The sequence below is a fragment of the Arcicella rosea genome (genome assembly GCF_014204325.1).
Classification (GTDB): Bacteria; Bacteroidota; Bacteroidia; order Cytophagales; family Spirosomataceae; genus Arcicella; species Arcicella rosea_A.
Window position 1 is genome coordinate 16,089 of the sequence record NZ_JACHKT010000043.1, and the last position, 20,748, is coordinate 36,836.

At 33.9% G+C, this 20,748-nt stretch carries 18 protein-coding genes; 9 read left to right on the forward strand and 9 right to left on the reverse strand.

Annotated elements, in window-relative coordinates:
• Positions 1–66 precede the first annotated feature (66 nt).
• The 7 genes from HNP25_RS19735 to HNP25_RS19765 form a co-directional block, all read right to left on the reverse strand.
• The gene (locus tag HNP25_RS19735; RefSeq protein ID WP_184137139.1) at positions 67–1,131 is read right to left on the reverse strand and encodes an asparaginase; all 1,065 of its coding nucleotides are present in this window, start codon (positions 1,129–1,131) and stop codon (positions 67–69) included.
• A 48-nt stretch (positions 1,132–1,179) separates the two neighbouring features.
• Positions 1,180–1,959, reverse strand: coding sequence for a TatD family hydrolase (locus tag HNP25_RS19740; RefSeq protein ID WP_221432521.1), 780 nt, complete (start codon positions 1,957–1,959; stop codon positions 1,180–1,182).
• Between the two features lie 104 nt (positions 1,960–2,063).
• Entirely contained in the window at positions 2,064–3,074 is a 1,011-nt protein-coding gene (locus tag HNP25_RS19745; RefSeq protein ID WP_184137140.1) for a glycosyltransferase, read from the reverse strand.
• A gap of 15 nt (positions 3,075–3,089) precedes the next feature.
• The gene (locus HNP25_RS19750) at positions 3,090–3,734 is read right to left on the reverse strand and encodes a polysaccharide deacetylase family protein (protein ID WP_184137142.1); all 645 of its coding nucleotides are present in this window, start codon (positions 3,732–3,734) and stop codon (positions 3,090–3,092) included.
• Positions 3,735–3,890: 156 nt separating this feature from the next.
• Positions 3,891–4,394: a hypothetical protein gene (locus HNP25_RS19755; RefSeq protein ID WP_184137144.1), complete on the reverse strand. Its 504-nt coding sequence runs from the start codon at positions 4,392–4,394 to the stop codon at positions 3,891–3,893.
• Between the two features lie 123 nt (positions 4,395–4,517).
• Positions 4,518–5,630 (reverse strand): glycosyltransferase, encoded by a 1,113-nt coding sequence (locus tag HNP25_RS19760; RefSeq protein ID WP_184137146.1) that lies wholly within the window; start codon positions 5,628–5,630, stop codon positions 4,518–4,520.
• Positions 5,631–5,760: 130 nt separating this feature from the next.
• Positions 5,761–6,750, reverse strand: coding sequence for a lysylphosphatidylglycerol synthase transmembrane domain-containing protein (locus HNP25_RS19765; protein ID WP_184137148.1), 990 nt, complete (start codon positions 6,748–6,750; stop codon positions 5,761–5,763).
• 40 nt (positions 6,751–6,790) lie between these two features.
• Here HNP25_RS19765 and ruvC point away from each other — a divergent pair, with 40 nt between their 5' ends.
• The 4 genes from ruvC to HNP25_RS19785 all read left to right on the forward strand — a co-directional run bounded on the left by ruvC (position 6,791) and on the right by HNP25_RS19785 (position 9,321).
• Positions 6,791–7,354, forward strand: coding sequence for a crossover junction endodeoxyribonuclease RuvC (ruvC, locus tag HNP25_RS19770; protein WP_184137150.1), 564 nt, complete (start codon positions 6,791–6,793; stop codon positions 7,352–7,354).
• Positions 7,355–7,439: 85 nt separating this feature from the next.
• The gene (locus tag HNP25_RS19775; RefSeq protein ID WP_184137152.1) at positions 7,440–8,684 is read left to right on the forward strand and encodes a hypothetical protein; all 1,245 of its coding nucleotides are present in this window, start codon (positions 7,440–7,442) and stop codon (positions 8,682–8,684) included.
• Positions 8,685–8,783: 99 nt separating this feature from the next.
• Positions 8,784–8,999, forward strand: a complete 216-nt coding sequence (locus HNP25_RS19780) for a hypothetical protein (RefSeq protein ID WP_184137154.1) — start codon at positions 8,784–8,786, stop codon at positions 8,997–8,999.
• Entirely contained in the window at positions 8,989–9,321 is a 333-nt protein-coding gene (locus HNP25_RS19785; protein ID WP_184137156.1) for a type II toxin-antitoxin system RelE/ParE family toxin, read from the forward strand. The genes HNP25_RS19780 and HNP25_RS19785 overlap by 11 nt, the downstream gene beginning before the upstream one ends.
• Here the strand turns inward: HNP25_RS19785 and HNP25_RS19790 are convergent.
• Both HNP25_RS19790 and HNP25_RS19795 read right to left on the reverse strand, forming a co-directional pair.
• A complete protein-coding gene (locus HNP25_RS19790) occupies positions 9,318–11,291 on the reverse strand; it encodes a thioredoxin domain-containing protein (RefSeq protein ID WP_184137158.1) in 1,974 nt (657 codons plus the stop codon). The genes HNP25_RS19785 and HNP25_RS19790 overlap by 4 nt on opposite strands.
• Complete coding sequence (locus tag HNP25_RS19795) at positions 11,291–12,868, reverse strand: T9SS type A sorting domain-containing protein (RefSeq protein WP_184137160.1); 1,578 nt, start codon at positions 12,866–12,868, stop codon at positions 11,291–11,293. Before HNP25_RS19795 ends, HNP25_RS19790 begins: the two co-directional genes overlap by 1 nt.
• Before the next feature lie 156 nt (positions 12,869–13,024).
• Here HNP25_RS19795 and HNP25_RS19800 point away from each other — a divergent pair, with 156 nt between their 5' ends.
• The 5 genes from HNP25_RS19800 to HNP25_RS19820 all read left to right on the forward strand — a co-directional run bounded on the left by HNP25_RS19800 (position 13,025) and on the right by HNP25_RS19820 (position 20,581).
• Complete coding sequence (locus HNP25_RS19800) at positions 13,025–13,468, forward strand: hypothetical protein (protein ID WP_184137162.1); 444 nt, start codon at positions 13,025–13,027, stop codon at positions 13,466–13,468.
• 157 nt (positions 13,469–13,625) lie between these two features.
• Positions 13,626–15,200: an NAD(P)/FAD-dependent oxidoreductase gene (locus tag HNP25_RS19805; protein ID WP_184137164.1), complete on the forward strand. Its 1,575-nt coding sequence runs from the start codon at positions 13,626–13,628 to the stop codon at positions 15,198–15,200.
• An 87-nt stretch (positions 15,201–15,287) separates the two neighbouring features.
• The gene (locus HNP25_RS19810; protein ID WP_184137166.1) at positions 15,288–15,923 is read left to right on the forward strand and encodes an NUDIX hydrolase; all 636 of its coding nucleotides are present in this window, start codon (positions 15,288–15,290) and stop codon (positions 15,921–15,923) included.
• A 71-nt stretch (positions 15,924–15,994) separates the two neighbouring features.
• Positions 15,995–17,722: a hypothetical protein gene (locus tag HNP25_RS19815; protein WP_184137168.1), complete on the forward strand. Its 1,728-nt coding sequence runs from the start codon at positions 15,995–15,997 to the stop codon at positions 17,720–17,722.
• A gap of 192 nt (positions 17,723–17,914) precedes the next feature.
• Positions 17,915–20,581 (forward strand): DNA gyrase/topoisomerase IV subunit A, encoded by a 2,667-nt coding sequence (locus HNP25_RS19820; protein ID WP_184137170.1) that lies wholly within the window; start codon positions 17,915–17,917, stop codon positions 20,579–20,581.
• The last annotated feature ends 167 nt before the right edge of the window (positions 20,582–20,748 follow it).

The window sequence follows — 20,748 nt, forward strand, 5'->3', positions numbered from 1 at the left end:
TCCTATTAGCTGGCGAATTAATTCGCCAGCTAATAGGAAAATACTTGATGAGTGAAATTTTACTAACTAAGACATTTCTCCAGCGATTGAATATCTCAGATTTTTCTTTTTCTCAGCAAAGTAAGTATCCTGCCCCAAAACAAACATTAATTTAGTAATAGCCGCTTCCGTGGTTAAATCTGCACCACTAACAACTCCGATTTCTTGTAAGTATTGACTCGTCTGATAATGTCCTTGAATTACTCGTCCGCCATTGCATTGTGAAACATTGTAAATGATAATTCCCTTATCAATGAATTCTTTCATTAAATCCAAAAACCATTGAACCGTCGGTGCATTTCCTGAGCCAAATGTTTCCATGACAACGCCTTTTAAGCCTTCAATTCCCAGAATACTTCTTACAACTTTTTCCGAAATACCAGGAAAAATTTTTAGAATTACCACATTTTCATCCAATTTCTCATGCACAATCAATTTTGCATTGGGATGATGATGTTTGATATAAGGTTTGTTGTACTCTATTTTCACGCCAGCTTCTGCTAAAACTGGATAATTTTCTGATTCAAAAGCATTGAATTGAACACTTTCACTTTTTCTCGTACGATTTCCTCGCAATAAAACAGAATTAAAATAAATACAAACTTCTGAAATAATTGGTTGATTATTGAGCCTCGCCGCCGCAATTTCAAGTGCAGTAATGAAATTTTCTTTGGCATCTGTTCTGGCTACTCCGATTGGTAATTGTGCTCCTGTTAAAATGACTGGCTTGTTCAAATTTTCTAATAAATAACTCAAAGCAGAAGCCGTGTAAGCCATCGTATCTGTACCATGAAGAATGACAAAAGAATCATACGCTTCATATTTTTCTCCGATAATTTTAGCCAGAGTAATCCAAACTGAAGGATTAATGTTAGAGGAATCAAGCAGTGTTTCAAAAGTAAGTACTGAAATATCAAAATCTAAACGAGCCATTTCTGGTAAGTTCTCAGGAATCTGAGCAAAATCAAAAGGTACTAAACCATCCGATTTGGCATCATAAACCATTCCTAATGTTCCTCCAGTGTAAATCACGAGTACTTTTACATCGCCTTTACTATCTGATTTCGTATTGATTTTTATAATATTATACATAACATAATTTAGTTGTTGTGAATGATGAATAGCTTTTGTAAACCTAATTTATTGGCATAAGTTAAGTGCGTTTTGAGTACTCTGTTCGATTACTTTTTCTACGCTACATTCCATCAAATCGGCTACTCTTTGGGCAATGATGGTCAAGTAAGCTGGCTCGTTTCTTTTTCCTCTGTACGGAACTGGTGCTAAATAAGGTGCGTCGGTTTCTAAAACAATTGAACTCAAGTCAACATGAGGTAAAATTTTATCTAATCCGCCATTTTTGAAAGTAGCCACACCGCCAATTCCCAACAAAAAACCTAATTCAATGGCTTTTTGAGCTTCCTCTAAAGTACCCGTAAAGCAGTGAAAAATACCTTTTAAATTCGGATCAGCATTTTTTTCTATCAAATTCACTGTTTCCCAAAAAGCATTTCTCGAATGAATATCAATCCATAAATCGTGTTTTTTTGCTAACTGACATTGATATAAAAAAGCTTCTTCTTGCTGTTTTACAAAGGTTTTGTCCCAGTACAAATCCATTCCAATTTCACCAATAGCAATAAATTTATACTTATTTAACCAATCTTCCACAATGGCTAATTCTTTTTCAAAATCTTCTTTCACATAACAGGGATGTAAACCCATCATCGGAAAACATTGCTTAGGATATTTTTCAGCCAAAGCCATCATTCCATCAATGGTTTCTGCGGCACAATTCGGCATCCAGATTTGCGATACTCCTGCCGAAAATGCCTTTTTTAACATTTCCTCACGGTCTTCCTGATAAGTTTCATCGTAAATATGGGCGTGTGTTTCAATAATTTGTAAGGATGAATTATTCATTAGATATTTTAATTGGCTGTATTTGACTCAGATTTGACAACTTTTAAAAAGTTGTCAAATCTAAATATTGTACTTAAAAAAATTAGATATTCTTCATTCAAAACTCAACGATAAATTCTTCCTTTCCAATCAACCGCAACGGGTGAATAATAGAAAATTATCATCGTTAATTGCCAGCAATTGGCATAAATTTCGTACAAAAGTAAATGTTTTATTAAGTGAAATCGCCTTAATTTTAAAATTGTTGGCAAGACTGTAATACTTTGGTTCAACCATTTTACAAACCATAAAATACCTGCCAGCTGCCAAGAAAAAGTAAAACCAACTACTCCCAAAATCGGCAATAGAAGTGCTTGTAAAAAAAGTAAAGTAACTATCCACCAAGGGCATTGCAAAGCTCCAACCATCCAACGTTTTCTTTGATGCAAGAACTCTTTGAGGTTCATCATCGGTAAAGTTTGGTTGAATATTTTACGATTAATGGTATTTTTAAAGCCAAAACCTTTGCCGACTACTTCATGGAAAAGTGCAAAATCTTCTGTAATAGAAAAAGGGATTTTTGCGTAACCGCCCGTAGATTCGTAAGCCTTGCGAGTAATGGCTGAATTATTTCCCAAACCCGTTAAGGGAATTTTTAAATCCGCTGCAATTTTCAATAAAGTAAGGGCATGAAGCCAGTCGATTGACTGAAAATGATGCCAGACGTTTGTCCCTTTAATATCTGTAATACCCACTTGATGACCGATATTTTCATCGGCTTCAAAATTGGTAATCATTCCTTCTATCCAATCAGGATTTACCGTAACGTCGGCATCACAAATTAGAAAATATTTTCCTGTAGAATACTCATACAAATTTGCTAAAACATTGGCTTTCCCTCTCTGATTATTGATTACTATCTGAATATCAATAAGTTGAAAATAAGGCTTATCTTTTATGAAATCTTCAACCAAAGCTTTTGTTTGATCTTCCGACTGGTCGTTTCCAATGAGTACTTGTAGTTTTTCTTTAGGATAATTGATTTCGTTGATAGAGTTTAGACAATTAATAATCGTCTCTTCTTCATTACGAGCAGCTATCCAAATCGTAATATTTGGCTGTTGTGAAGTATCCATTTATTCCATTTAGGTTTACAGTGCCTTAAAAGTAAAACCTTTTTCTGAGAAATGAGACAATACTCTTGGCAAAGCGTAAGACATATTTGTGTTGGCTTTGATGCTATCATGGAACAAGACAATAGAACCATTTTCTGCATATTGCAATGTTTTTTTCAATACTTTTTCGGGTGATAATTCTTGAGAAAAATCCCCAGAAAGTACATCCCACATAATAATTTCGTGGCTTGGCAAAATGGCTTTGGCTTGACTTTTCTTGATGCGTCCATAAGGCGGACGAAACTTCTTTTTATTGAAAATCAAGCTATCGGGAAGCAGAAAATCCTGTTCTAAAATTGCCTCACATTCCTTGAAGTTTTGTAAGTAAAGTTCATCTTCTGTCACCCAACCTTTCAAATGATTAAAAGTATGATTTCCAACAACATGACCTTGTTGTATTATTTTTTGAAATACTTCGGGATGTTTTCTGACATTATCTCCGATACAAAAAAAAGTAGCCTTTGCCTGATACTTTGCTAATTCTTCCAAAACAAATTCCGTAACATCAGGAATTGGGCCATCATCAAAAGTCAAGTAAATTACTTTTTCATCACGCTTGATATTCCAGATAAAATCTGGATACAAAGCCCGCATCAGGAAGTTGGTTTTATGAATGAACATTGAATTAAATAGTAAACTTAATCAAAAAAATGTAAGTTAATTTTTATCTTTTGAATTTACGTACTGTTAGCAATTCTAAAAAATTTCAGTTAAAATCAGCCTAATACGAGTACGTAAATGGATCTAATTTTTATCTATAATATCATAGCTTAATCTTCAAAACAAAGTTTCTTCATCTGATTTTTTATCCTCACTTCTCTCATTATGATATTTTTCAAATTCTTTACAACTACATAAATCACCAAAAGGGCATTTAGCAATATCATATTGACAAAACTCTATCATCCAAAAACCGTCTCCTTCTCCTATAAATACTTCTTTTTCCAAAGTACTCACCAATAAACTATATGCTGTTTCAATTGCCAATCCATCTGGTAAATCTGTTGAAATATTATAACTATAGAGCAACTTATCAAAACCTTCAACGATACTTAGCATCTGATTATCAGTCAGTTTATCAATTGGAGGAAATTGTTCATTTGTAAAACCAATTATTGTTGAAATTTTCTGTTCATAATCACCACTCAAATAACGTTCAACATCCTCGAAATGCTTTTCGAGATTATCTATGTTGTTATATTCCTTCTCCTCAAACGGTTCTCTTTGAGGTCTTTCTGCTGAAAGCATATCTTCTAATAACTGTAAAATATATTCTTGCATTTTATTAAGATTTAGGTACTGAAAAAGTGATTAAAATTCATATTAAATATAACATCTCTACGGATTCAATCATTTATCCAAGCTCTAAAATCTCTATAAATTTTTCAACTAAATCCACATTTTTCACTCCAAGCTCCTCCCCTTCCAACGATAACCTTTCCCTTGTGCCAACAAACCGAAAAACACTACGTAAAAAGGATAAATAATTTGTACGATTGGAATGTACTTAGCCTTGTTTTCATAACCTAAAAACTTGATAACGGAGTATAAAAAGTAAAATTCTGCTGAGAATTTTATCAATAAAATGCTTTTTCCAAAATAATTATCCAACATACAATAAGCCGCCAAAACACTTAGATTTGCCAAGAAAATAAAAACTGCCAAAGCCGTTACTTGCCAATTATCATAATGTTTCCATTTACTTGCCCAGCGTCGTCTTTGTTGGTAAAATTGGGCTAAATCTGCCTGTGATTCCGTTCGCACGATGGCATCAAAATCTGGATTGAAAAATACTTTATCAGGATATTTTTTGGCTATTTTGTGCATCAAAAATTCGTCATCGCCAGAGGCTACATTTTCATTTCCAGCAAAACCATTTACTTCATCAAATACTTCACGGGTATAAGCCAAATTGGCTCCATTGCACATATTGGGCTTTTTTAGGTACATCGCACACGCTCCTGAGCCTATCAAACTGGCAAATTCTATGATTTGAATCGTATTCCAAAAGGTATTTTTTTCAGTAAAAGTTACTGGCGAACTGATGAGTTTTGCATCATTATTTTTATACAATTGCTGTATCGAAATCAGCCAATTGGGCGAAACGCTACAGTCGCCGTCGGTAGTTATCAAAAGTTCACCCGAAGAAATTTCTATACTTTTTTGTATTGCTCTTTTTTTGGGCGAAGCACTGGCATCGTTTAATAAATTTAAGATTTTCAGTGAATATTTGGCTTCTTCTTGATAGTTCAAAACGATACTTTCGGTACTGTCGGTAGAGCCGTCATTGGTAACAATCACTTCAAAATTATCGGCTGGATAGCTTTGTTCATTTAGGTTTTTAAGTAATTGAAGTATATACTTTTCTTCGTTCCGAACAGGAATAATTACCGTCAGTTTAGTGTCAGTATCTTGAGGTAATACTTTGTGTTTCGCCATCATTTCTCTCCAAACTGCTATCAAAATCAGGTTGAAAATAAAATACAAACTGTTGATAATTAAGATGATAAAAAGCATAATTTTTTAATTTGATGATTTGAAAATTTGAAAATGGGAACTTGATTTGAAAGTTTGGAGATTTGAAAATTTGAAAACAAAAAAACTATAACCTTCAAATCAAAAAAAAGCTCATCTTCAAATCTTCAAATTAGAAGACTCTTGTTTTTAGTACTAAAATACTTCCTAAGAGTACTGGAAACAGAATATTAATCAGCCACAATACAAAAGTAGCGGCAATTACTGCGGAAGTATTGACATGATAAAAACCAAAAAAATAAATGGCAGAAAACTCTCTGATGCCTAAATCTCCCAAAAAATTAATGGCTGGCACAATGGTTTTTACCAGAAAAATCAAACAGACAATTGCTAATAAATCAACTAAATTTAGGTCGATGCCAAAAATTAATAAGACCAAGACAAACTGTAAGGAAATCGTTAGATAACGCATCAAAGCCCAGAAGAAAACTTCCATAACTTCTTGAATTTCAAAATTTTCTAAAACTTTTACGGTATGAGCAAATCTTTTCAGAAAAGGTATTTTTAAAAGAAAAAGATAAAAAAGATGTCGCTTTAAATAAGCAAAAAAGCCCAGATACAAACTAAAACTAAATATCAAAATCAGAATGAAATTAATACTTGTAAACTGTTCTTTTCTGAAAACAAAATAAACAAAAGATAAAGTACCAAAGAGCAAAGAAATGTAAAATTGAATGCCATTTCCCAAAAGAATTGCACCAATGCTTTCAGCTCTTTTTTGATGTTGAAATTTCCACATTCTGCCAGCATAATCACCCAAATTGGCTGGTGTAATAAAGCCCAAAGACAAGCCCATTAAAACGCCTTTGAAGGCTTCTTTGAAAGAAATATCTTCAATTTTCAAAGCCAATTGTTGCCATTTTTTTGCTTCAAATCCCCAATTAAAAAAAATTAAGAGTATCAATAAAATGCCTTTCCATAGATTCTCCCAAAGCAAAGTTTTCTGGCATTCTACAATCAAATCTCCAATATTTTGCTGTTTTTCTTTGAATGTTTTGTAAAGCATCCAGACGATGACTACAAAAAGCAAAATTTTGAACAGTGAAATTAGTTTTTCAGATAAAATGCTTGTTTTAGGATTTGTTTCGTTGGTATTTTGCATGAAAAGATAAAAGCAGGGACGGAAATTTTTGTGCTAAACAATGAATAATAATACAGAGAAAATAATTTTAGGCGTTGACCCCGGTACTCGTTTTATGGGTTATGGCGTGATATTGGTTGAACGTAACGAAATGAAAGTTTTACAGTATGGCGTTATCAACGTCAGCAAATATAGCACGCAGGAAATTAAGTTAAAGAAAATTTATGAACGAATCATTTCGGTCATAGAAGAATTCATGCCTGACGAAATGGCAATTGAAGCTCCTTTCTTTGGAAAAAACGTTCAGTCGATGTTGAAATTGGGTAGAGCTCAAGGCGTTGTGATGGCGGCGGCTTTATCACGGGAAATCCCGATTGTAGAGTATTCGCCAAAAACAGTAAAACAATCGGTGACGGGCAACGGAAACGCCTCGAAAGAACAAGTAGCACACATGCTCGACCAATTATTGAAAATGAAATTGGATTCAAAAATGTTTGATGCAACCGATGCTTTGGGCATTGCGGTTTGTCATCATTTTCATGGAACAAGTATCATGGCAACCAACAAAGGAACAAAAAAAGGTTGGGGAGCTTTTGTGAACGAAAATCCTGAAAGAATCAAATAAGTGAAGAGTGGCGAGTTTGGAGTGAGGAGTTTTATACTTATTTGATTTTCTATAATTTAACTAATCATCTAAACATAATCATTGTATGAAAAAGTCTATCCTCCTCAAAAAACCATCTTTTATTCTCGTACTCATTTTGTCTTTAAGTCATTTTTCATCGGCACAAGTCTCTAATAAACAAGGAATTAGTTCTATCAGCATTCATCCTTCGGCTACTTTATTTACTTTTGGTTTACCGCAAAATACTTCGATTACAGATGGTTTTCAACAAGGAGCGTTTTCTTATAATGTTTTTCCATTTACTGCATTGCCTATTAATACGAGCGTCAACAGAAATGGGAAAACAGAATTATATGGTTTGATTGGTTCTTTTGATTTGGGAATTAATTATTCAAAATTGCTGAAAAATAATCGAATTTTCAAAACAGAAATCGGTGCTTATTATACTTCATCACCGAATAGTTACGCTATTAAAGACCAATACCATTATTTTGTAAACGGTAAGGAATCAAGCATTTGGCAAAATACTTTAGAATACTCTGGCTTTTCTGCAAGTGTAACCTATACTTCGAAATCAAGAGGAAGAAGAGGTTTGGGAGAAGTTAGAAATTATTTGGAAGTAGGTGGAAGAACGATGAATTTCTTGAATCAGTCTGCAAAAGAAAGCGAAGATTGGATTGCAAATGGGCAAGGTTTCAGGATTGAAAGTAAAGTTGTCAATAGAACAATCAATATGGTTTTCTTTGAAATTGGCAAAACTTTTTGGCGACCAACCAACGATATGCGTTCATTGAATATGGGCATCAGAGTTGGTATTCCTTTATCGCATTTTGTTGAAAATACTTATTCGGGAATTGTCAATAACCAAGTGGTAGCTTCTACTTCTGCTTTGGAAAACGGTGCTTATATTGGCTTTCAACTTTCATATCATTTACCTATCAAAACCATCACAAAATCTTATCTCGAAAGAAAAGCAGAGAAAATTTACTGCGAAATGGAGCGAAAAGTAAAAATTAAGCATCATTTTAAAGTAAATAAAGATGAATTAAACATCGAAATGTTCGACCATGAAAACGAAGATGGCGACATTGTTTCGCTTTGCTTCAACGGACAATATATCCTTGAAAAACATTTATTGACTCGAAAACCTAAAGTTTTAACTTTAAAATTAAAAGCCAATCAAAAAAATATCCTCACAGTTTTTGCCAACAATACAGGCAAAGAAGGAGCAAATACCAGTGCCATTCGTTTTACCATAAATGGCAAAAAAGAAGAAATTATTTTGTACGCAGATAAGAAGGAATCTGAGGGGATTTCTTTTGAAAATTAGTAGTAAAACGAAAATTTAATTTTCAAATTATTACTTATTTTTGTAAATGTAATTCTATTGAATTGCCTTTACTTATGACTAATTCTTAAATTAAACACAATGAATTTACAATATTTAGCTGACAGTACAGGAAGTATAACAGGTGTTTATATTCCAATTCAAGAATGGGACATCATTCGTAAGAAATTACATTTGCCTGACGAATCAAAAGCAGTACATCGTCAAGAATTAATGGAAGCTTTTGAGGAAATGAAACTCATCAAAACTGGAAAAATGCCTAAACCAAGCTTAAATGATTTTTTAAATGAACTTTGATGTAATTCCTCTTTCGGCGTTTCAAAAACAGGCTAAAAGGTTAATCAAAAAATTCCCTTCACTTAAACAAGAATTATTGGATTTAATCGAAAGCCTCAAGAAAAATCCTCAGCAAGGTACTTCATTGGGAGACGATTGCTATAAAATCAGACTTTCAATTGCCAGTAAGAACAAAGGAAAGTCTGGTGGTGCAAGGGTCATTACCTGTGTTTTGATTGCAGAAACAGAAGTATTTTTGTTATCAATCTATGATAAGTCTGAGCGTTCATCTTTAAATGATAAAGAAATTAAGGATTTAGTTAAGCTAATTAAAGATAACTAACGTCTAATCTGCTCCCAAGCCTCTTCAACCGTTTTTACTGGCAATTGGCAAGTTTTGTCATAACAAACGAATACCAAGGTTTCGCATTCTTTGGTACTTCTATTTTCTAATAATGGTAATTTACTAATGGTTGCAGTTCCAGAGAGTACTTTATTGGGGAAAAACTGTTGGTCGAATTGTTTTCTGAAAGTCAAAAAGTCTTTTCCTACAATGGCAATTTCTGGAGTTTTAGTAAGCATTTGTGTTGCCAAACAAGCCCAATTGGTTAAATAATCTACATTTTTCAATAATAGATTTTTTATTTTAGAAAGCATCAATTTTGATAAATCTAAAAAGTCTTCTCTTTCCAAAATCAATCCTAAAGTATAGAGATTTCTCGCCATCATAGAATTTGAACTTGGTACAACATTATCAAAAATTTCTTTTTTACGAGCTATCAATTCCTCCGCATTTTTATCGGTAAAGAAAAACAATTCGTCCTCCTCATCCCAGAAATTTTGATAAGCATACAATGCTAACTTTTCGGCATAATGTAGCCAAATTTCATCAAAAGTAGCTTGGTATAAATTGATGTAAGCATCAATCAAAGCTGCATAATCTTCTAAAAATCCTTGAATTTTAGTTTCCCCATTTTTATAACTGTGCATCAATTGCTCGCCTACCAAAAACTTATCTTTGATAAAATGTGCATTCTGAACAGCTAAAGTCAAGAAGTTTTCATCGTCAAACACTCTGTAAGCATCTACCAAACCTTTTAGCATCAAAGCATTCCAAGAACAAAGTATTTTATCATCTAATCCCGGACGAATACGTGTATTCCTAATCGTATTCAATTGGGCAATTTGTACTTTAAATGCTTCGTTCAAAGTTGGCTCGTATTTCCATAAAATATTTACGCCATGTTCCCAATTCCCTTCTTCCATTACTTGATAATTTTGACAAAATGCTTCGGCTTCGTCGCCTAAAATGGCTTCAATTTCATCTTTGGTCCAGACATAATATTTACCTTCTACTCCTTCCGAATCAGCATCTAAAGCCGAATAAAAACCGCCTTCTTCGTTCGTCATTTCTCGTTTTAGCCAAGCTACGGTTTCATAAACTACTTCTTTGTACAAGGCTTCGCCAGTTAAAGAATAGGCTTCGGAATATAGACATACCAATTGTCCATTGTCGTACATCATTTTTTCAAAATGTGGACAAAACCATTCGCCATCGACTGAATAACGAGCAAAACCTCCACCTAATTGGTCATAAATTCCACCAATTGCCATACGATTTAGCGTTAATTTTACATGATTCAGTACTTTTTCATCTTTCGTTTCATGAACATATCTCAATAAAAAAGCCCAAATTGAAGGCATTGGAAATTTTGGACTTCTTTCAAAACCACCCCAAACATCATCAAAAGTATCGGCTAATTTATAAGCCATTACTTGTAAATCTTCTTTGGTAAAAATCTGACTTTCAGGCTCTAAACCGTACTTTACCGAATCTTTAAAAAGCATATTTTGCGTAAAACCTTCTGCTGATTTTTGCAATTCTGCTTGACTATTTGTAAAACCAGTATTAACGGCTTGGAGTAATTTCAACCAATTATTTTTCGGGAAATAAGTACCTCCGTAAAAAGGTTTTCCGTCGGCCATCAAAAAGACATTCAAAGGCCAGCCGCCATGTACGCCCATTGCCTGAACGGCATCCATATAAACAGCATCTACGTCTGGACGCTCTTCTCTATCTACTTTTATATTCACAAAATAGCGATTCATCACTTCGGCTACTTCCTCTTTCTCAAAACATTCATGTTCCATTACATGACACCAATGACAAGCCGAATAGCCAATACTTACTAAAATTGGTTTATTTTCAGCTTTGGCTTTATCTAATGCTTCTTTCCCCCACGGAAACCAATCGACAGGATTCTGAGCGTGCTGTAATAAATATGGCGATGTTTCTTTGGCTAATCTGTTCATTAATTGATTATAATTTTTTTAGTAACACTTTTTTCTCCTTCTATATATTTCAAAATATAATTGCCCGAAGGTAGATTCAAATCAAACTCCATTTTTGAAGAAATATAACTTGAGGCAGAATTGTAATCTTTTGAATATACTTCTCTACCCAAAACATCATAAATCTTGAAATTTCCCTTTAAAAAACCTTCTCCATAATATTCAAAAATGAATTTTCCTGTTGTAGGATTTGGATAAAGTAAGTAGCTGTTTTGTAAATCAGGCAAAGTAAACTTACATAAAAAAGTCTCTTTCCCTTTTAAAGTAATTTTCCGAGACCAGTCACCATAATGAACAGTTAGTTCAGTACTTTCTCCATCTTGAGCAAATTCATTGATGGCTGCTATCAAAATCTCGTTGCCTTTGACAATTCCTCTCCAAATAGCATCTTGATCTCTAAAATGGTCATAAGCAGTTTTAGGAATCACCAAGCGATAATTTCCAGTAAAGAAATCCTTGAATTCAGAAAGTCTGTATAGTCCATAAATATAAGATTCGTAAATAGAATAATTCACATTATCGGGAGTGTATGGACCTTCCCAAAGCCAAAGCCCTTTTGCCCCAGAAAAAAATGGAAAAATTCCCTGAGCCTCTGCTAAGTATTTTTTGATATTAACATTGAAACCATAAGTAGAACTTTCTTGACATTTATTGTAAGTCAGCCATTGGAATAACATGACATCTTTATTACTTCTTGCAATATTTGCTTCAACTTGAAATAACTGATAGGCAATGTTTGAGTACTTCAATGAATTATACTCATAGCAGAAATATGCTGAAGGTGCTAAAAAAGTATTTTGTTGATAGAATTTACCTCCTGTTAGGTTCGTAATTGTATCTTTCATATAATAATTCAGCACTTTATCACTGGTCAGCCATTCTTGCCAAGTATAATTGAGAGGAAATTCACTATTTTTTATCGGAGCGTCTGAATATGAGGCAAATTGAGTACTTGCCGGAATACTTTTTTGCTGAAGATAAGTAATTGGTTCGGCGTACAATTTGGATAAATCTCTTTTGTAACGTTCTTTAAAATCAATATCAGACAAAGCCCGATACTGAGATGGGATTGAAGAATCTGCTTTCAAAGCCCGAATCGCTGGATCAGTCGGAATTTCCCTTTCAATATCCAACATTAAAATATCCAAATTGGGCATCGCTTTTCCTTGCGTATCGTTGAACAAACCAGCCATTCCACGCATATCATCGTCCCATTTTGCTTTGTATTTGTTTAAATCATTTGCCCACGGACTTTCGATTTCATACCAAGGCTGCCCTACCAAGCTGGCTACTCCTCCCCATAAAATCGCTCTGTTTTCTTTAGGCAAACTAGCATCTGCTGCCGTAAATGTAGCAAGATGCGTAAAGCCATGTTTTAACGGAAGTCGATTCGCATCATTGAAGCGTGGGCCTGTATAGACTATCTTAAAGGGTAATGAAAATTCAGGAAATTGTCCCCAATTAATTACTCCATTTTGTGTCGATGACGTATAACGAAAAACAGGCTGGCAGTCGGACTGTGCGAAAGCCAATTGCATTGATAACAATAAGATAAATATAATAATAGACGGTTTTTTCACGTTTCGTGATTGTATTTTAATAGTGTTTGAAGGATAACTTCTGGCAATTTCGGAAGAAAACCTTTAACTTTGTTAAAGAAAATTCGATTCTTGAATTTTTAAACTTGAAACAACATGAAACTAAATCATTTCCTCTTTTTATTCTTTTTTGCAATTGTCGCTTTTTCTTGCTCTGATGATAATCCTGCTCCAGTTACCGAGACTAAGGTTACGGTTATTCAGTCTTCCGAGTGGCAAATAGATCGTTTTACCACTACAACTGGTTCAGTAGTTGACCCTACTTTGTTCGGTGGCAATTCAAAATTGATTGGTGAACTTACTTATGTTTTCGATAAAACATTCACAGTTCGTTCTTATGACAAAGTTTCAAAACAAGCCCAAGCTTATGGTGCATGGAAATTTGTTGAAAATGACACAAAACTAGACATCAATATTCAAGGCTTTACAGGTATTTTTGAGGTGGTTTCATTAACAAAGCAAAAAATGATTTTAAAAAATAATATCGTTTATGCTGGCGTTTCCGTACCAATTCACATGGAATTTGTTCCTTTCAAATAAGTAAACTTTATTCTTCCCGTAAGTTTTTTTTACTTCTTTTTGGTAGAAAACCTTACGGGTTTTTTATTGACTTTAAGCTAGCTATTCATCAACAATCTTATTAAAAACTTTTTCCAGACGAAATTATTATTCATTTAAGGATAAAAACCTTACAAACATGAGAAAACATATATCATTAGTTTTAGAACCAGAAATTGCATTCGACCAAGAAAGTTTCAAAAATCATTTAAGTAAATTACTTCAATTCCCTGCCGATGCAGATGTGATTGTTCGTCCACTGAAAAGGTCGATTGATGCACGTGGACGACAAGTAAAAGTAAATATCGAAGCCGAAGTATTTTTGGATGAAACGCCTACTCCAAGAATTGAATTTCAAAAAAATTATCAAAACGTATCAAAAGCTAAACAAGCAATTATTGTTGGTGCTGGACCAGCTGGACTGTTTGCAGCTTTGAGAATGATTGAATTGGGCGTAAAACCGATTCTGTTAGAAAGAGGAAAAGACGTTAGAAGTAGAAGAAGAGATTTAGCAGCCATCAATAAAGAACATATCGTCAATCCAGAATCAAATTATTGTTTTGGAGAAGGCGGAGCTGGTACGTATTCCGATGGAAAGTTATACACAAGAAGTAAAAAAAGAGGAGATATTAGAAGAGTACTTGAAATCTTTGTAGCCCATGGTGCAACAGAGGAGATTTTAGTAGATGCCCATCCACACATCGGCACCAATAAATTACCACAATTGGTTGCTGAACTCAGAGAAAGTATTCTTAACGCTGGCGGAGAGGTACATTTTGATACTAAAGTTGTGGATTTTATTATTCAACAAAAGGAAATCAAAGGAGTTGTATTGGAAGATGGAAGAGAAATTGCTGGAATTGGAGTAGTTTTAGCTACTGGACATTCGGCAAGAGATATTTTTGAATTATGTCAGAAAAAAGATGTTCTGATTGAATCAAAACCTTATGCTATGGGTGTTAGGATTGAACATTCACAATCTTTAATCGACTCTTTACAATACAACTGTAAAGAACGAGGAAAGTACTTACCCGCAGCTTCTTACAGTTTGGTTGCACAAACTTTTCACAAAGGAATCCAGAGAGGAGTATTTTCATTTTGTATGTGTCCGGGTGGTTTTATTGTTCCATCGGCTACAGCTCCTGGTGAATTAGTAGTAAATGGTATGTCTCCTTCCCGTCGTGATTCACGCTTTGCCAATTCGGGAATGGTGGTTGCCATTAATGAAATAGACGTTTTACCTTACAAACAATTTGGAGCTTTGGCAGGTTTGCAATTACAAAAAGAACTTGAACAAAAAGCTTGTAAAATGGCTGGAGGAGGGCAAACCGCACCCGCACAATTAGTAGATGATTTCATCAAACAACGTGTATCGAAAAATCTTTTAGATACCTCTTACCAGCCCGGGCTTGTTTCGATGGATATGTTGGAAGTACTTCCAGATTTTATTGGAAAACCTTTACAGGATGGCTTACAGCAATTTGGCAAAAAGATGAGAAATTATGCGTCAAATCAAGCTCAAATTATTGGGATTGAAAGTAGAACATCCTCACCTGTTCGTATTCCTAGAGACAAAGAAAACCTAGAACATCTTGAAGTAAAAAGATTATTCCCTTGTGGCGAAGGTGCTGGATATGCGGGCGGAATTATGTCGGCAGCAATGGATGGCGAACGTTGTGCAGAAAAATTGGTGGAAAAATATGCTAAAAGTTAATTTGTATAATAAATTAATGTTAATTTACTAATTGAATTATTTCAATAAAACTTATCAGCACATTCTTAATCAAACAATACACAGCTTATGATAGGTTTTGTACCATTTACTGAAAATATAAAAAAACGGCTTCAAGAACCTTTACCCGGAAAAACTGCTCATGAAAAAATGGCATCCGATGCAAGGCTTAAATTGAAAATGCCTTCACCTAGCGAGCGCACGAGAGAAAGTGCTGTGTTGATTTTATTTTACCCACAAAACGATAAAATTTATATTCCCTTAATTTTGCGTCCTCAATACGATGGAGTGCATGGCGGACAAATGGCTTTCCCTGGTGGAAGAGCAGAAAAAGAAGATGAAAACCTCATCAGAACAGCCATGCGTGAAGCCCAAGAAGAAATTGGTGTCCGTTTAACAGATGTTAAAATTCTAGGAAAACTCACGAAGCTTTTTATCCCAGCTTCCAATTTCTATGTACAACCCGTCATTGGATTCATGAATCATAAACCAGAATTCTATCCAGATGCCCGTGAAGTTGACAAAGTAGTAGAAGTAGCTTTAGACGACATTTTAAATCCTGAAATTATTGGCAGAAAAGTATTGAATGTACGTGGTGTAGAAGTAGATGCACCTTTTTACCAAATTCAAGAACATGTAGTTTGGGGAGCTACTGCTATGATGATTGCAGAACTTGTAGCAGTATTGGAGTCTAGTAATAATTAAATGTATGTTTATCAATCAATCTGCACTAATTTTACGGGCGTACAAGTAGCTCCAAACATTAAAGAATAGATATGAACCTTATTAAAAAGAACTCATTTTCGACTATCGCATCATATTTTGCCATAATATTGGTTATTTGTTTCTTTTATTACGTCTGTTATTCTTACTCATTTAACTTCTTTTTTCAGGATGATTACCATCTACTCAGTTTCGTAAATACTACTCATAATCCACAGTTAAGTTTTGGAGATAAATTAAAAGCACTTTGGAGTTTACACAACGAACACCGAATTGTTTTTCCTAGACTTTTCGTTTTTATAGGTGATTATTTTCAAGGACATATCGACTGGAAAGTATTAAATACCATCGCTACGTTATATTACTTGGGTATTTTCATCATTTTTGGTAAGTTTCTGCAGCAAATGAAATTGGCAATTTGGTATTTAGTGCCAGTCGCTTTTTATATCTTCCAACCAGCCTGTACCGAAAATTATCTTTGGACGATTTCTACTTTACAACAAGTCGGCAATATTTTTTGGGCAATGCTACTTTTTTATAGTATCGCTTTTTTTAAAAGAAAATACTTCTGGATTTCCATTCTACTCGTCATTATTCTTACGTTTACTCATGGCAATGGTTTATTCAGTTTTCCTGTAGTTGCTTTAATCTTGATTTTTCAAAAAAGATTTAAAGCATTGGTAATCTGGTTATCATTGATGATTTTTATGGCTGTCATTTACTTCTGGGGCTATCAAAACGGACAAAATTCAAATTTAGCTGGCAGTTTGAGTAATCCACTTAGATTAATTTTATGCTTTGGTGCATTTTGGGGAAGTTTTATTTCTGTAGCTTCACATAGTTTGGCTACTTTTTATTGGGCAATAGCATTAGGTTTTTTTGTTTTTATTCCATTATCCTTTTTCAATATAAAAACGATTTATACCAATACGATTTACTTATTCAGAAAAGATCATAAGAACTTGTCAAACAATCACTTAAACAATGAAAATCTTTTTTTATTAGCATTATTTTTATTTTTTAGCATTACTGCACTTTTGGTGGCATTAAGTAGGTCATGGTCTGGACTAGAATCAAGTTTTGCTAACAGATATTTACATAATTCTTACATTATTTTTGTGTTATTTTACTGTGGACTATTGTGCTACTTACCAAAATTCAGCGTACTGATTGGAAACATTTTTTTAGTGACTGGTCTTTCGTTTAATCTATTCGCTTGGTATCAAAATTTTGATAAAATAATTTTTCAAAAGCACTTGAATCAAAGTGAAGCTTATAATTATCAGCATAATAAAACCACGATTGAAAACGTATCTTCGTTCAATCAAAACATTAGTGTTGTTCTTGCTCGTTCTTTTCAAAATGGAGTAAGTGTTTTTCCAGAAAACTACTTAAATCAACCCATTTCAGTCATTAATCCCGAGAATGCTAAAGTTGAAAATACATACAAGGTTGAAATCTCAAAAGACTCTTCTATCTTATTAGATGCCAAAAAGACAATTTATTTGCCCAGAGTACTCCTAAAAAATACGCAATTAGCCTATCAAGGTCAAGCTTTTGTGCTCTTCAAATCTCCTAAGAATACTTACATTTATCCTGTTTACCATCAAAAATCTGGACGAAGAAAATTCCTTCAATTGGAGTCCTATTTTACAGCTGGCTTTTATACTTCAGTACTTTTAGATTCATTTGAAAAAAATACTTATCAGATTGGTATCGTCCAAAAAATAAATAATCGCATCGTCTGCCATTTCACGAAACAATCGATTGTAATTCAATAATTTACAACTACAAATACTCTTTTTATCTATTATTTTTTAATTAAAATACGGTAAAATATTACGCTATGGATAATGTTTTATTGATGATAAATCATGAATGATACTAGATAGAGATGCTTTTTCTTGGCATTTTTTGTGTAAATTAGAGTTTTGAAATACCACAAAAAACGTAGAGAAGTAAAATAAGTGTCAATGGAAAACGAAAGTCTGCCTGAAAATTTAGAAGAAAACACAAACGATAATCCTCAAGATGATGCCTTACATCAACAAGTTGCTGTGGCAGGGTTGTATGAAAACTGGTTTTTGGAATATGCTTCTTATGTAATTTTAGAAAGAGCTGTACCTGCAATTGAGGACGGATTAAAACCTGTTCAACGTCGTATTTTACATGCACTAAAAGAAATGGACGATGGACGTTTCAATAAAGTTGCCAATGTAATCGGACAAACCATGCAATATCACCCGCATGGTGATGCTTCCATCAATGAAGCAATGGTCAATTTAGGTCAGAAAGATTTAGTTTTTGATTGTCAAGGAAACTGGGGAGATTATCGCACTGGCGATGGTGCTGCGGCAGCTCGTTATATTGAGGTAAGACTTTCAAAATTTGCCCTTGATGTAATTTTTAATCCACAAACTACCGACTGGCAACTTTCTTATGATGGTCGTAAACGTGAACCTGTTGCCCTTCCAGTAAAATTCCCTTTATTATTAGCACATGGTGTAGAAGGTATCGCTGTTGGTCTTTCAACTAAAATTATGCCTCATAATTTTGTTGAGTTAATTGAGGCTTCTATTGCTGTACTTAAAAACAAACCATTTGAATTATATCCAGATTTTTTAACGGGTGGTTCAGTTGATGTTTCTAACTATCAAGATGGTCATCGTGGTGGAAAGATTAGAGTAAGAGCCAAAATCGAAGAATTTGATAAGAAAACACTTGTTATCAAAGATATTCCTTTCTCAACTACAACTACGAATTTGATTGAATCTATCATCAAAGCAAATGATGCTGGAAAAATCAAAATCAAAAAAGTAATTGATAATACTGCAAAAGATGTAGAAATACAAGTGCAATTGGCACCGGGTGTTTCGCCAGATGTTACCATTGACGCTTTGTATGCTTTTACGGATTGTGAAATTTCAATCTCGCCAAATGCTTGTGTAATTATTGCTGATAAACCTCATTTTGTTGGAGTTTCTGAAGTACTAAAAGTTTGTACTCAACAAACAGTAAAACTCCTAGAAAGAGAATTAGAGATTCGACGAGATGAATTGATGGAGAAATTATTATTTAGTTCTCTTGAAAAAATCTTTATTGAAAATCGTATCTATCGTGATATTGAAGAATGCGAAACTTTTGAAGACGTAATAAAAACGGTTGACAAAGGTTTAGAACCTTACAAACCTGAATTTTACAGAGAGATTGTTGAAGAAGATATTTTAAGATTATTAGAAATTCGAATCAAGCGTATCTCAAAATATGATGGTTTCAAGGCAGAAGAAGCCATGAAACGCTTGCAAGAAGAGTTGGCAGAAGTGTTAGATAATCTTGCAAACATCATCCGTTATTCTATTGATTACTTCAAAAATATCCTGAAAAAACATGGCAAAGGACGTGAGCGTAAAACTGAAATTAAAAACTTCAATACAATTTCTGCGGCTGTTGTAGCTGCTGCAAACCAGAAACTTTATGTTGACCGTGTTGGCGGTTTCATTGGCTATGGCTTGAAGAAAGAAGAGTATGTGATGGATTGTTCCGACATTGATGACATCATCGTTTTCCGACAAGACGGCCGTTGCGTTGTTACTAAAGTTCAAGAAAAAGTATTCGTTGGAAAAGACATTATTTATGTTTCTGTTTTCAAAAAGAACGACGATAGAAAAGTATATAATTTAGCCTATTTTGATGGCAAAACAGGTATTTCTTACGTAAAACGCTTTAAAGTAACAGCCGTAACTCGTGACCGTGAGTATGATTTAACAGCGGGCAATCCGAAATCTAAACTATTGTATTTTACAGCCAATGAAAACGGTGAAGCAGAAACAATCCAAATCAACCTTACTGCTTCTTGTACAGCAAGAGTAAAACAATTTGAATATGATTTTAAAGAATTACTCATCAAAGGCCGAGATTCAATGGGGAATTTATTGACTAAATATCCTATCCGAAAAATCACTTTGAAATCAGCTGGCGTTTCAACTTTGGGCGGTGTTGATATTTATTATGATGAAAATGTTGGTCGTCTCAATCGAGATGAACATGGAAAGTATCTTGGAAATTTTGATGCAAAAGATAACATTTTAGTGATATACAAAGATGGTCAATATGAGTTAACAAACTTTGAATTGACTAATCGCTATGAGGCCAAAGACATTGTTTCGCTAAGTAAATTTATTCCTGATGGAATTATTACGGCACTTTATTTTGATGGTGCTTCTAAACTATATTATGTAAAACGTTTCAGGATAGAGACTACCACGATTGACAAAAAATTCTTGTTTATTTCGGACGAAAAAGGTTCAAAACTAATTTTAGCAAGTATTGATGTGTATCCACGCATCGAAATGTCTTACAAAAAAGACAATCAATCTGGTCTAATTAAAGAAGAAGTTAATCTTGATGAAATTGCTGAAGTAAGAGGCTGGAAAGCAATGGGAAGTAAATTATCTACTTTCAAAGTGCAGCAAATTACTCCTTTAGCATCTAAAATTGTAGAAACACCAGTCATTGAACAGGAAGAATTTTCAAAAGAGAAAGAAGAAGGTACTCAAACATCTAAGCTGATTCCTCCAGAAGAAATTGAATTCCCTGAGTCGGGCGAGGCTACAACAGGTGAACAATTAGGATTATTTTAATGATTAGCCAAAATACAAGAAGATACCATTTCAAGGAAAAATACAAAAATTGCTGATTATAAATATAAAAAAAGGCTTCCCTTTATGAGTGTAATCTTTTAATAATCAATATATTACCAATAAAATAACCCCGAAAAAGTGTCAATATTGGCAATTTTCGGGGTTTT

Coding starts and splice junctions, on each gene's coding strand:
- HNP25_RS19785 (WP_184137156.1), top strand. CDS start 8,989: ATGAACTTTGATGTAATTCCTCTTTCGGCGTTTCAAAAACAGGCTAAA.
- HNP25_RS19800 (WP_184137162.1), top strand. CDS start 13,025: ATGAAACTAAATCATTTCCTCTTTTTATTCTTTTTTGCAATTGTCGCT.
- HNP25_RS19740 (WP_221432521.1), bottom strand. CDS start 1,959: ATGAATAATTCATCCTTACAAATTATTGAAACACACGCCCATATTTAC.
- HNP25_RS19775 (WP_184137152.1), top strand. CDS start 7,440: ATGAAAAAGTCTATCCTCCTCAAAAAACCATCTTTTATTCTCGTACTC.
- HNP25_RS19805 (WP_184137164.1), top strand. CDS start 13,626: ATGAGAAAACATATATCATTAGTTTTAGAACCAGAAATTGCATTCGAC.
- HNP25_RS19780 (WP_184137154.1), top strand. CDS start 8,784: ATGAATTTACAATATTTAGCTGACAGTACAGGAAGTATAACAGGTGTT.
- HNP25_RS19735 (WP_184137139.1), bottom strand. CDS start 1,131: ATGTATAATATTATAAAAATCAATACGAAATCAGATAGTAAAGGCGAT.
- HNP25_RS19790 (WP_184137158.1), bottom strand. CDS start 11,291: ATGAACAGATTAGCCAAAGAAACATCGCCATATTTATTACAGCACGCT.
- ruvC (WP_184137150.1), top strand. CDS start 6,791: ATGAATAATAATACAGAGAAAATAATTTTAGGCGTTGACCCCGGTACT.
- HNP25_RS19755 (WP_184137144.1), bottom strand. CDS start 4,394: ATGCAAGAATATATTTTACAGTTATTAGAAGATATGCTTTCAGCAGAA.
- HNP25_RS19765 (WP_184137148.1), bottom strand. CDS start 6,750: ATGCAAAATACCAACGAAACAAATCCTAAAACAAGCATTTTATCTGAA.
- HNP25_RS19750 (WP_184137142.1), bottom strand. CDS start 3,734: ATGTTCATTCATAAAACCAACTTCCTGATGCGGGCTTTGTATCCAGAT.
- HNP25_RS19760 (WP_184137146.1), bottom strand. CDS start 5,630: ATGCTTTTTATCATCTTAATTATCAACAGTTTGTATTTTATTTTCAAC.
- HNP25_RS19795 (WP_184137160.1), bottom strand. CDS start 12,868: ATGCAATTGGCTTTCGCACAGTCCGACTGCCAGCCTGTTTTTCGTTAT.
- HNP25_RS19745 (WP_184137140.1), bottom strand. CDS start 3,074: ATGGATACTTCACAACAGCCAAATATTACGATTTGGATAGCTGCTCGT.
- HNP25_RS19820 (WP_184137170.1), top strand. CDS start 17,915: ATGGAAAACGAAAGTCTGCCTGAAAATTTAGAAGAAAACACAAACGAT.
- HNP25_RS19815 (WP_184137168.1), top strand. CDS start 15,995: ATGAACCTTATTAAAAAGAACTCATTTTCGACTATCGCATCATATTTT.
- HNP25_RS19810 (WP_184137166.1), top strand. CDS start 15,288: ATGATAGGTTTTGTACCATTTACTGAAAATATAAAAAAACGGCTTCAA.